Source organism: Nitrospira defluvii (genome assembly GCF_905220995.1).
In the GTDB taxonomy this organism is placed as follows: domain Bacteria; phylum Nitrospirota; class Nitrospiria; order Nitrospirales; family Nitrospiraceae; genus Nitrospira_A; species Nitrospira_A defluvii_C.
Genome location: NZ_CAJNBJ010000005.1, coordinates 24,706 through 36,394 on the forward strand (window position 1 = coordinate 24,706; position 11,689 = coordinate 36,394).

General features: G+C 61.8%; 7 protein-coding genes and 2 pseudogenes. All 9 read left to right on the plus strand.

Going from position 1 to position 11,689, the window contains the following annotated elements; all coding sequences use genetic code 11:
- Positions 1–608 precede the first annotated feature (608 nt).
- Positions 609–1,607, plus strand: a complete 999-nt coding sequence (locus tag KJA79_RS10375) for a sugar phosphate nucleotidyltransferase (protein WP_213041975.1) — start codon at positions 609–611, stop codon at positions 1,605–1,607.
- Positions 1,608–1,822: 215 nt separating this feature from the next.
- Positions 1,823–2,043, plus strand: a pseudogene (locus KJA79_RS23160) (Si-specific NAD(P)(+) transhydrogenase); the annotation flags it as partial.
- Positions 2,044–2,494: 451 nt separating this feature from the next.
- Entirely contained in the window at positions 2,495–2,962 is a 468-nt protein-coding gene (gene nrfH / locus KJA79_RS10385) for a cytochrome c nitrite reductase small subunit (protein WP_213041977.1), read from the plus strand.
- A 14-nt stretch (positions 2,963–2,976) separates the two neighbouring features.
- Positions 2,977–4,353 (plus strand): ammonia-forming cytochrome c nitrite reductase subunit c552, encoded by a 1,377-nt coding sequence (locus KJA79_RS10390; RefSeq protein ID WP_213041978.1) that lies wholly within the window; start codon positions 2,977–2,979, stop codon positions 4,351–4,353.
- Positions 4,354–4,399: 46 nt separating this feature from the next.
- Positions 4,400–4,849, plus strand: a pseudogene (locus tag KJA79_RS23165) (hypothetical protein); the annotation flags it as partial.
- Entirely contained in the window at positions 4,813–5,694 is an 882-nt protein-coding gene (locus KJA79_RS10400; protein ID WP_213041979.1) for a hypothetical protein, read from the plus strand. The pseudogene KJA79_RS23165 and the gene KJA79_RS10400, both read left to right, overlap by 37 nt.
- Positions 5,691–8,180 carry a phosphoketolase family protein gene (locus KJA79_RS10405; RefSeq protein WP_213041980.1) on the plus strand — a complete coding sequence of 830 codons (2,490 nt, stop codon included), beginning with the start codon at positions 5,691–5,693 and terminating at the stop codon, positions 8,178–8,180. The genes KJA79_RS10400 and KJA79_RS10405 overlap by 4 nt, the downstream gene beginning before the upstream one ends.
- 155 nt (positions 8,181–8,335) lie before the next feature.
- Positions 8,336–9,220 carry a YihY/virulence factor BrkB family protein gene (locus KJA79_RS10410; protein WP_213041981.1) on the plus strand — a complete coding sequence of 295 codons (885 nt, stop codon included), beginning with the start codon at positions 8,336–8,338 and terminating at the stop codon, positions 9,218–9,220.
- Positions 9,217–11,637, plus strand: a complete 2,421-nt coding sequence (gene ppsA, locus KJA79_RS10415; protein ID WP_246507569.1) for a phosphoenolpyruvate synthase — start codon at positions 9,217–9,219, stop codon at positions 11,635–11,637. Before KJA79_RS10410 ends, ppsA begins: the two co-directional genes overlap by 4 nt.
- The last annotated feature ends 52 nt before the right edge of the window (positions 11,638–11,689 follow it).

Below are 11,689 nucleotides of genomic sequence, written 5' to 3' on the forward strand. Positions count from 1 at the left end.
GTTCACGCACCACTACCAGCTTGCACTTTGATGTTTACGTCAGGCCGGGCCAGATCCCAAAACATGTGTGGGAGGCGCAGGCATCCCGGTGTGGCGCTGGTAAAGTCGGCCGGCACGGCGGATGCGATCGAATTTCGGAACCGACCTTGATGACCGATCAACGACTAGAAAGAGGGAGCGGTGAAACAGGCAGTCGCCCGGTGTCGCGAGGGACGCGGCCATGAATTCAACGGCGCGTGCCAGCCCAGCTTGCGGAGCAGTGGAGGTCGAGGCGGTACGATCCCGATGAGCCGAACGCAATCTGAGTCTACAGGGGCAACCGGGCAGCACATCTGCCCACGTGGCCACGGGCTCATGGTGCCAGTCTGTATTGATGGTGTGCTGCCGAGCATCCTCGATGAAGGTATATTGCTCTCGCGGCGTTGCGTGAATTGCGGCGAGTGGATCGATGCAACGGTGATGGCCAATCGACGAGCCGGACCAGAGGGAACTGTGGCCGTGGCGCGGCCCCGGCGTCGATAGCGACGAGTGATCCGGCCATCTCCAGTCACGGCTCAGGTGACCAGACACAACAAACCGGCGGAAGCGCCAGGGAAAGGACGACGATCATGACCGATCAAAGAGATGCGGGTCGGATGGTGTCGAATATCGTGTTGGCCGGCGGGGAAGGGGAACGGGTCAAGCCTCTGGTGCAGCGATGGTTGGGGCGGCCTCGACCGAAGCAATATTGCGCCTTCGTCGGGACCCGGTCAATGTTTCAACACACGGTGGACCGTGTTACGCAGCTCTCGCCGGCGGACTGCGCCGTCGTTGTCGCGGCTCGCCACCATCGGCCCGATGTGGAATCCCAATTGCGCGGCCGGCCGATTGGCAAACTCCTGTTGCAACCCGCCAACCGCGATACGGCGGCGGGTGTGTTCCTGCCGCTGTCCTACGTATGGGGGCGCCATCCTCAAGCGACGGTTGTGGTGCATCCGTCGGATCACTTCATTTTTCCGGAACACCGATTTCTCGATACCGTGCGCCACGCGATCGCGTCTGTCGACGCCACCCCGGATCAGATGCTCTTGTTGGGCGTTCAGCCGGATCGGTTGGAGACTGAGTACGGATGGATTGAACGTGGCCCGGCATTGACCGGGGCGCCGGGTCATCCGGTCCATGCGATGTCGTCATTCCTCGAAAAGCCATCGGCTGAGCTAGCGGATGCGGCACTCCGGGGGGGAGCCTTGTGGAACACGCTGGTCCTTGCCGCCAAGGCGGACACGTTGTGGCAAGCCGGGTATGCCTGTTTCCCCGACATGATGCCCCTCTTTGAGCGGCTGGCGTCCGCCTGGGACCGTCCGGGCGAATGCGCGGCGTTGGAGGGGGTCTATCAGGAGATGCCGGCCTATAACTTTTCTTCGCACCTCCTGCAACGGCTGCCGGACCATGTGGCGGTCATGGAACTGGCCGGTGTGCTGTGGAGCGACTGGGGCAAGCCGGAACGGATCGCAGAAACGATTCGCCGTATCGGCAAGACTCCGGCGTTTCCTTTGGACTGCCTTGATCGGCCGTTCGCCCCACACCCGGTTCCGGAGCTTGCACGGCAGGTGCCGGTGTTTGCCTAACGGGGGGTCACGATGGCGACTCCCAGATCCGTTTCAGGCCAGAGGCTCCTAAGGAGGCGCCGGCCAAAAGGAAGAGCCCGAGTGGGCGTCGAACGCCCACTCGGGCACGGCGCGCATCGTGTGGCGGCCACGCTGTAGGACGGACATCGCCGACCCTGGCCCTCATGGCGCCGAGCGTCCCACTGCTGCAAACGACGGCGCCGATCAATTCTGGCAACAGCGACCTCTTGAAGATGCTCTTCTATCGGGAGGACCGGCGTCTTCTTGGGGTACATCTGATCGGGACCGGCGCGACGGAGTTAATCCATATTGGTCAGGCTGTCTTGAGGCTGCAAGGCGGCCTGGATTATTTCCTCACCACGGCCTGTAACTATCCGACCTTGGCGGATGCTACAAGGTGGCCGCGCTGGATGCGCACAACAAACTCGCGCGTTAAGAGCGCCCGCCGATGCCGGGCGCATGCGATGACAATCATGGGCCGGTGGATAGACATCAAACGAGCCGAAGGAGGCAAACATCCACAGCCGGCCTCTTAACCATGTGGTGTATTGCGACAGAGCAAACGACCAGGGTGAAGGGAGCAGGAGCGTGAGAAGTAAAGGCACGTCGTTTCACTGTAAGTGAAGCCTAGTAAGCCGAATGTGTACAGGTGGCTCGTGGAGGCATGGAAGTTGCCAATGTGAAGTTTGATGCAGGACTGAGCGTCACATCCGATCAGATGAGGAGTTGCGTCCGAACATGGGGCAATTTGTTCCTACGATAGGTGCGGGGAAGGCTGATGTGAGCGAAATCCGGAGAAGGAAAGACGATAACCAGACCGGGCAGGTGAGCTCCCGCGCCGCTGTTGCGGAAGGACACTTATCGAAATGGAGATGGACGGTCGCCGCATGACTCCTTTCCCTCAACAGGCTTCGCCGGGTGCCGCCGGATGGTTCCTCGCCGCCGCTCTTGGTTGCGTCGTGGGGATCGGATTGTACACCTTCGTATACGCCCGAGGAGCGTCGTACCTCACCGATGATCCCAAGGCCTGTGTCAACTGTCATGTGATGAATCCACAGTATGACGGGTGGGTCAAATCGAGTCATCGGACGGTCGCGGTCTGTAACGATTGCCACACGCCTGAGGGGTTCGTTCCCAAATATGCCTCGAAAGCGTTCAACGGGTTTCTTCATGCGGCGGCTTTTACCGCGGGACGATTTCCGGACGAGATTCAGATCAAGCCGCACATGCGGGCCATCGCCGATCAGGCCTGCATGAAGTGTCACGCGGAGATCGTGCAGGCCATCAATGTGTCGGATGACCGCGCGGGACAGCTGTCCTGTGTCCGCTGTCATCACAATGTCGGGCACCAGTAAGGAGCGGGGGCGTCATGAATGAGAAGGGCCGAATCTCGCCGAAGCTTGTATTTCTTGTGCTAATCGCGGCGGGTGTCGTCTTTGCCCTGGCCGCGCTCCTGGTAAACATTTTCCAGCGCCAGCAGGAGGCCAAGAACACGTTCGTCCGCGTCGTTGAGTTGACCGATCGGACCGAGGACCCGGCAGAGTGGGGCAAGAACTTTCCGTTTCAATTCGATGCATACCGCCGGACGGTCGATCAAGTGCGCACGCGCTTCGGCGGGAGCGAAGCGGTGCCGCGCACGCCCACGGATGCTGATCCCCGCTCGGTGGTCGCCCAGTCGAAGATCGAAGAAGACCCGCGACTGAAAACCCTGTGGGCCGGCTATGCATTCGCCCATGATTTCCGCGAGGAGCGCGGCCACGCCTTCATGTTGGAAGACCAGGCCTATACCGGACGACAGGCTGTCGTGCCGCAGCCGGGCACCTGTCTCCAGTGTCATTCGTCCGCCTATGCGCCCATGATGACCCTCGGAGAGGGCGACCTGATGAAGGGGTTTGAGAAGATGAACCAGTTGCCGTATGCCGAGGCGAGAAAGCTCGTGAATCATCCCGTCACGTGCCTCGACTGCCATGCACCGGACACAATGCAGCTTCGCATCACCAGACCGGCCTTTATCGAAGGCATCCGCGCGCTCAAGGCGCGCGACGGCATCAAGAACTACGATCCCAATACCATGGCCACCCGTCAGGAGATGCGCGCATTTGTCTGCGGCCAGTGCCATGTGGAGTATTACTTCAAGGGCCCGGAGAAGCGCTTGACTTTTCCCTGGGCGAACGGTCTGCGCGCCGATGAGATGCTCACGTACTACGAAGAGACCCGGTTCAAGGACTGGACCCACGCCGACAGCGGCGCGCCGACGCTCAAGGCTCAGCATCCGGAATTCGAACTATGGAGCCAGGGGATTCACGCCCGCTCGGGTGTGTCCTGTGCCGACTGCCATATGCCCTACAAACGTGAAGGCGCGATGAAGGTCAGCGATCACCATGTGCGCAGCCCGCTCCTCAACATCAACCGCGCCTGCCAAACGTGCCACAAATGGCCGGAGGCTGAACTCAAAGCGCGGGTCGAGACCGTCCAGCACCGGACGTTCGAGCTGAGAAATCGAGCCATGGACGCAGTGGTGGCCTTGATCAGCGACCTAAAGGGAGCGCGCCAACGCGGAGAGACAGTCGCCGACATCTCCGCCGCCCAAGGGTTTCAGCGCCAGGCCCAATTCCTGTTGGATTTCGTCGAGGCGGAAAACTCCACCGGCTTCCACGCGCCGCAGGAAGCGGCCCGCGTGTTAGGGATGTCGATCGACTTAGCCCGTCAGGGGCAACTCGCGCTTCGTGAACGGAAAGGGCCCTAGCTCCACACGCTTGCTTAGCGGAACACCGTCCCTCTGATCCGGAGCTATGTGCCTCTACGGGTTATCCGAGGCAGCCTCAGCGCGTTCGGGAGAAAGGGCTTACCGCGTGCGTGTCCTCGTGTTGAACTGCGGCAGTTCAAGCCTGAAATTCCGGGTGGTAGACATCCGCGATGAGACGTCGACCACCATGATCAGCGGAATGGTGGATCGCATCGGCGGTGAGGCGAGGCTGCGGCCGGCTCACGGTTCCCTGTCGGACTCGGAACTCCAGCAGGACATTCGCAACCACGACCAGGCTGTTCGGTGGGCGCTCGACCGTTGCAAGCGGTGTGATGTCGTGGCCGTCGGCCATCGCGTGGTTCATGGGGGCGCCAACTTTCAGCAACCCGTCCGCATCGACGCGACCGTCACGGCTGAGATCGAGCAGCTCAGCGAGCCGGCGCCGTTGCACAACCCGGCATGTTTATTCGGGATCAACGCTGCGCGGATGGTGCTGGGGCACGAGATGCCCATGGTGGCGGTGTTCGAGACGGCGTTTTTCTGTACGATGCCGGAGTACCCGCCACCTACGCGCTTCCACAGGACCTGGCGGCGCAGTATCGCATCCGGCGCTATGGGTTCCACGGGATCGCCCATGCCTCGCTCGTGCATGGCTATGCGACGCAGACGGGACGATCGGTGGACACCGTTCGCGCCATCACGCTGCATCTCGGGAACGGGTGCTCCGCCGCGGCGATCCAGGGAGGCCGATCGGTGGATACCTCCATGGGGTTTACCCCGTTGGAAGGCTTGGTGATGGGCACGCGCTCCGGTGACCTCGATCCGGCGATCGTGGGCTATTTGTCTCGCCGGGAACGGGCGTCGGTGGAGCAGATCGAGCAGTGGCTCAACGAACGGTCCGGTCTCTTGGGCCTGTCGGGCTTGTCGCACGATGTGCGGGATTTGCTGGCGGCTGAGCAGCGGGGAGAGGCGCGCGCCGGGTTCGCCCTCGAGGTCTTTTGCTACAGAGTGCGCAAATATATCGGCGCCTACCTGGCGGTCCTTGGCGGCGCGGACGCGGTGGTGTTCGGCGGAGGCATCGGCGAACATTCCGCTGAAATCCGTGCCCGCGTCTGCGACGGGATGGCCTGGTGCGGGCTTGTGTTGGACCGGGACCTGAACGATAAGACCGTGGCCCTGGCGTCGGGCAGTGCGGCCCGCATCAGCCGGGACGGTGCCAAAGCGGACACCTACGTCGTGGCTGCCGACGAAGAAACCTGGATCGCGCGTGAAACCGTGCGATGTCTGTGCGAGGCCAATCATCACCACGACACACCGAAACCTGGCAAAGGAGCAATATGAACACCGACTACGACCGAGATGACCATCAGCTGGCGCAGCAAGCCGCGCAATATCGCCACGACGATCCCCAGTTCGCCTGTTGGGCGCAGGGCTATGGCGTCATCCGCCATACCGATGAGACCCAGGCGCGGATCCACGACCTCGCGACCAGGCTCGCGGATCAGGCCCGACAGGGAGACGGAGTCGCGTTCTACGAGTTGCTGGCCTCGTTGGATCGACTCACGAGCGCAGGACTCTGGATGGTTGTGCATCAGACGTATGCGAGGAACGTGTATCTGGACGGTCGTCCGTTGGACGTCGAAGATTTCAAGGTCCAACCCGATGGCCATACCGGCGGCTCGCTCAACATGGTGCCTGCCTACGCCGCGTATCTGGCCGCCAACGTCCTGACCGGCCACACACGTGCCTGGCTGATGGGACAGGGGCACTGCGTGGCGGCCGTGGACTCGCTGAATCTGTTGGTCGGCAACATGACGGAGGCGCATGCGGCCAGGTATTCCGTCAACGATGAAGGGCTGACCCGCTACGTGCGAGATTTCTATGCCTATCGCCTTCGGGAGGATGGCCGTCAAGACTCTCCGCTGGGCAGTCATGTGAACGCTCACACGGCGGGAGGGCTGGCGGAGGGCGGCTATCTGGGCTTTGCCGAGTTGCAGTACGTCCATATGCCCTTGCCAGGCGAACGACTCGTGGCGTTCCTCTCCGATGGTGCATTCGAAGATCAACGGGGCAGCGATTGGGCGCCGCGCTGGTGGCGCGCCGAGGATTCCGGTCTCGTCATGCCGATCATGATCAAGAACGGGCGGCGGATCGATCAACGCACAACCATGTCCCAACAGGGCGGCGCGGCCTGGTTCAGCGACCACCTGACACTGAACGGGTTCGACCCGATCCTTTTCGACGGGCGCGATCCCGCGGCGTTCCTGTGGGCGATTGTCGAGATGGAACGCCGGATTGAGGAAGCGGTCGAAGCAATCCGATCGGGACAGAGCACGTACCCGATTCGCTTGCCTTACGGCATTGCGCTCGCGCCGAAGGGAGCCGGCTTTCCCGGAGAAGGCACGAACCTGGCGCATAATCTGCCGTTGATGGCGAACCCGCGCATGGACGCGCGGGCGGCAGCGCTGTTCAATGAAGGCGCGAAGCGACTGTGGGTGGCTTCGACGGAACTTGGCGATGCCGTCAGCGCAGTTCAGCACCATAAGAACGCTGGCCGTCCGCTGGAACGCGACCACGCCTTGGCGCATCGCTCGGCCTCCGTGGACGAACATCCTTCGCCACCGTTCCGGTCCGTGTCGGTGGAGGGGAGGCCTCATCCGGATTGCTGGACCAGAACGTCCCCGATGGCGGCGGTCGATGAGGTGTTTGCCGCGCTGGTGCACGCGAATCCGCATCTGCGCCCTCGCGTCGGCAATCCCGACGAGATGCGCTCGAACCGATTGCTCAGGACGCTGGAGCTGTTGAAGTTTCGGGTGACGGACCCCGAGCCCGGGATTCCTGAATCCGTACAGGGCGGAGTGATCACCGCGTTGAACGAAGAGGCTGTTGCATCGGCCGCTCTGGCCAACAAGGGCGGGATCAATCTGATCCATACCTACGAAGCCTTCGGGAGCAAGATGCATGGAGCGATCCGACAAGAAATCATCTTTGCCAACCATTGTCAGGAAGCCGGTCGCCCGCAACAGTGGCTGTCCATCTCGTTGATTCTGACGTCCCATACCTGGGAGAACGGCAAGAATGAGCAATCTCACCAAGATCCCAGCATGGCCGAAGCGATGTTGGGTGAGTCGTCGCACATCTCGCGCGTGGTCTTTCCGGCCGACTTCAACAGTGCCGCGGCCGTCATGGAGCAGGTCTATCGGACGCAGGGACAGCTCTGGACCCTCGTGGTGCCGAAAGCGGACGTGATTCCGGATCTGTTCACGGACGCCGAAGCCAGATGTCTCGTCGGCGACGGCGGTATGCGATTGGACTGGGCGAGCTATGAACCGGATCGCGCGCGGATCGTCCTCACGGCGGTCGGGGCCTATCAACTCGGTGAGACCCTGACCGCCGCGCGGCGCTTGCGTGAACGTGAGGTGCCGCATGTCGTCGCGTACCTGCTTGAGCCGGGCCGCTTTCGTCATCCACGCCACGAGGGAGAACGGGCGCATCAGGCGTCGCCGGCACTGGTTGAACGATTGTTTCCCTCCACGATTCACGCGCGTGTGTTCCTGACTCATACGAGGCCGGAAGCGATTCTCGGCGTCGTCGGGCCGCTCCATACGGGACCGCGCACGAGAGGACTGGGGTACACCAATCAGGGTGGGACCTTGAACACGTCGGGGCTGTTTTTCCTCAACCGCTGTAGCTGGGCACACGTGCTGGCTGAAGCGGCCGAATTGCTGGAGGTGCCGCGAGCGCGGCTCCTGAGCGCGGAAGAAATCCAGGCGCTCGATGGGCAACGAAGCCCGCACGGCGTGATCATTCCAGAGGTGGAGGGGTGAGCGTGCATCACACGTTCGGTACAGGGAGGGGGGAGAAGACACCCAGGGCAGGACCGCATGCAGGCAGGATCGGTCAATCGTCTCGATGCAGAACGTGGATCGACCATGCGTATGCCGGGCACAGCCCATCGGGTCCCACCCAGTGAAAGGTGCCAATGGAGGAGACGCTCCAGTTCCCTGCCCAGGCGACTCGCACGATGTCCGTCCTCCGAGCGTTTCAAGGAGCGGCGTGGAACTTTTGGCATCATGGCTGCACGACGTTGGCCGCGTCGCTCGCGTTCTTCTCCCTGCTGTCGTTTTTTCCGCTGGTGTTTTTGCTGCTCTCGCTGGCCGGCGGACTACGCCACCAGATGAAGGGGCATGAGTATTTGCTTGAGCTACTGCAGGGCTTCATGCCGGAGTTGGGCGATCAATTGGCCATGGAGGTAGGGGGGGTGGCGGGGGAAGACACCGTGCGCTGGGTAGCCGGGATCTCCTTTGTCTGGTTCGGGTTGCTGGTGTTTTACGAAGTGGACGACGCCGTGAACATTGTCTTTGGCACCGCCCATTTGCGGCATGCCTTGGGCACCACTGCCATAGCCGTCGGGCTGCTCGGAGTCGTCGGATTGTTCTTCACGCTCTCGTTTCTCGTGACGCAGATTTTTCGTATGCTGCTTCATCAGGCCTCCCGGATCGGCAATCTCAACTTTGAGGAGCTGCTCGTGAACCATTTTATGCTCTCCTATCTGCTGCCGTTTGTGCTCGTCTTCGCCGTTTCGACGGGCCTCTATCGCTATGTGCCGAGAAGCCTCCCGGCATGGCGGGAGGCCGCCATCGGAGGGATCACGCTGACGCTCCTGTGGGAAGCGGCCAAGCACATCTTCAGTCTGTATCTGCAGACGCTGTCTATCTACAGTCTCATGTACGGCTCGTTTCTGGTAATGGTGCTCTTTCCGCTGTGGGTCTATTATTCGGCGGCATTGCTGCTGTTCGGCGCGGCGGTCGCCATGAAGGGAACGCTGAGGAATCTGGGACTGAACGAAGTGAGGTGGAAATCATGATGGCTCGTCTCGTTTCACCGGGTGTGCTGGTGCGCTGGTTCGAAGACATCGGCATCGAGGATGTGCCGGTCGTCGGGGGCAAGAACGCATCATTGGGGGAAATGTATCGGGAGTTGGCCGCCCAAGGAGTCAAGGTCCCGAACGGGTTTGCAATTACGGCGCAGGCCTATCGGGAGTTTGTCCGCGAGGCCGGACTTGAGGCGGTCATTTCGGATGCCTTGAAGGACTTGGATGCGCGGGATCTGGACAACCTCCGCCGGCGGGGCAGTCGCATCCGCCAAGCCATGCTCGCGGCGACCTTGCCGGACGCGCTCGCGCGTGAGATCCTCGCGGCCTACGCCCGGTTGGGCGAGGGAGCCCAGGAGCCGGTCGATGTCGCCGTGCGGAGCAGCGCCACCGCGGAGGATCTGCCGGATGCCAGTTTCGCGGGGCAGCAGGAGACCTACCTGAACGTGCAGGGGCCGCTGGCGCTGCTCGACACCTGCAAGCGGTGTTTCGCGTCCTTGTTTACCGACCGCGCGATCGCCTATCGGGTCGAGAAAGGCTTCGATCATCGGAAGATTGCCCTCTCCATCGGGGTCCAGCGCATGGTCCGCTCGGACCTCGCCGCCGCCGGCGTCATGTTCTCCATCGATACGGAGACGGGGTTCGAGCAGGCCGTCTTGATCAATGCTTCCTACGGTCTCGGTGAGAACGTCGTGCAGGGCTCGGTGAACCCCGATGAATTCTATGTCTTCAAGCCGACGCTCAAGGATGGTTACCGCCCTATCTTAAGTAAACGCCTGGGCAGTAAGGAGTTCAAACTGATTTACGATGCGGGCGGGAACAAGATGGTGAAGAATGTGCCGGTGCCTCCCGACGACCGGGCGAGATTCGCCATTACGGACGATGAAATCCTCACGCTTGCCCGTTGGGCGTGCGTGATCGAAGACCACTATCGCGCCAAACGCGGCGTCGCCAGTCCGATGGATATGGAGTGGGCCAAGGACGGGCGCACCGGCGCACTCTTCATTGTGCAGGCAAGGCCCGAGACGGTGCAGTCGCAGAGGGATCTCGATGTGATCGAAACCTATCGCCTCACCCAGCGCGGCCGCGTGCTCGTCAGCGGGCGCAGCGTGGGCGGCAGAATCGGCCAGGGGACGGTCCGGGTCATCAAGCAGGTTCAGCAGATGCAGGACTTTCGTGAGGGCGACGTGCTGGTGACTGATAAGACCGACCCCGATTGGGTGCCCATCATGAAACGGGCCGCGGCTATCGTCACGAATCGTGGAGGCCGGACCTGCCATGCTGCGATCGTGAGTCGCGAATTGGGCCTGCCGGCCATTGTGGGGGCGGAGGCCGCGACGGAACGCTTGATAGACGGCCAGGTCGTCACGGTCTCATGCGCCGAGGGCGAGACCGGATATGTGTACGAGGGCCGGTTGCCGGTCGAGGTCGACCGGGTGAGCCTCAAAGACCTGCGCCGCCCCAAGACCGCGATCATGATGAATGTGGCCAATCCGGAAGAAGCCTTTCGCCTGTCATTTCTCCCCAACGACGGGGTCGGGCTGGCCCGCGAGGAATTCATCATCGCCAACTCCGTCAAAGCCCATCCGCTTGCCCTGCTCGATTATGAACGTCTCGACGATCCATCCGTGAAGGCCGAGATCGACCGGATCACGCTGGGTTATCACGACAAAGCGCAGTTCTTTGTGGACAAGCTGGCACAAGGGGTAAGCATGATCGCGGCAGCCTTCTATCCGAAGGACGTGATCGTCCGGCTCAGCGACTTCAAATCAAACGAGTATGCCAACCTGATTGGTGGCCGTCGGTACGAACCGAACGAAGAGAACCCCATGCTGGGTTTCCGGGGCGCCTCCCGCTACTACGATGCACGCTACCAGGCAGGCTTTGCCCTGGAATGCCGTGCATTGCGTGACGTGCGGGAGACGATGGGCCTGATCAACGTCAAGATCATGATCCCCTTCTGCCGGACGATTGACGAGTGCCGGCGGGTGCTCGGCGAAATGGCGCGGCACGGATTACGGCGCGGCGAGCGCGGTTTGGAGGTGTACCTCATGTGCGAAATTCCTAGCAACGTCATCCTCGCCGAAGAGTTCGCGGAGTTGTGCGATGGATTCTCCATCGGCTCGAACGATCTGACGCAACTGACCTTGGGAGTGGATCGGGACTCTGACCTCGTGGCCCCGCTGTTTGACGAGCGCAATCCGGCCGTCACCCGGATGATCTCAATGGCGATTCGCGCCACCAAGACCACAGGTCGGAAGATCGGCATCTGCGGGCAGGCGCCCAGCGACTATCCGGAGTTCACTCGGTTCCTGGTCGAGGAAGGCATCGACAGCATTTCGCTCAATCCGGATGCCGTCGTACGCACCACGGAAGCGGTCTTGGCGATCGAACAGCGCCTGGTGAAATGATCGCTGCCCGCAGAAAAGCGGCGGCCAGGAAGAATGGTTCATCATAATGGGG

Excerpts from the sequence above, each read along its gene's own strand:
- KJA79_RS10390 (WP_213041978.1), top strand. The coding sequence starts at position 2,977 with ATGAATGAGAAGGGCCGAATCTCGCCGAAGCTTGTATTTCTTGTGCTA.
- KJA79_RS10410 (WP_213041981.1), top strand. The coding sequence starts at position 8,336 with ATGGAGGAGACGCTCCAGTTCCCTGCCCAGGCGACTCGCACGATGTCC.
- KJA79_RS10375 (WP_213041975.1), top strand. The coding sequence starts at position 609 with ATGACCGATCAAAGAGATGCGGGTCGGATGGTGTCGAATATCGTGTTG.
- nrfH (WP_213041977.1), top strand. The coding sequence starts at position 2,495 with ATGACTCCTTTCCCTCAACAGGCTTCGCCGGGTGCCGCCGGATGGTTC.
- KJA79_RS10405 (WP_213041980.1), top strand. The coding sequence starts at position 5,691 with ATGAACACCGACTACGACCGAGATGACCATCAGCTGGCGCAGCAAGCC.
- KJA79_RS10400 (WP_213041979.1), top strand. The coding sequence starts at position 4,813 with ATGTTTATTCGGGATCAACGCTGCGCGGATGGTGCTGGGGCACGAGAT.
- ppsA (WP_246507569.1), top strand. The coding sequence starts at position 9,217 with ATGATGGCTCGTCTCGTTTCACCGGGTGTGCTGGTGCGCTGGTTCGAA.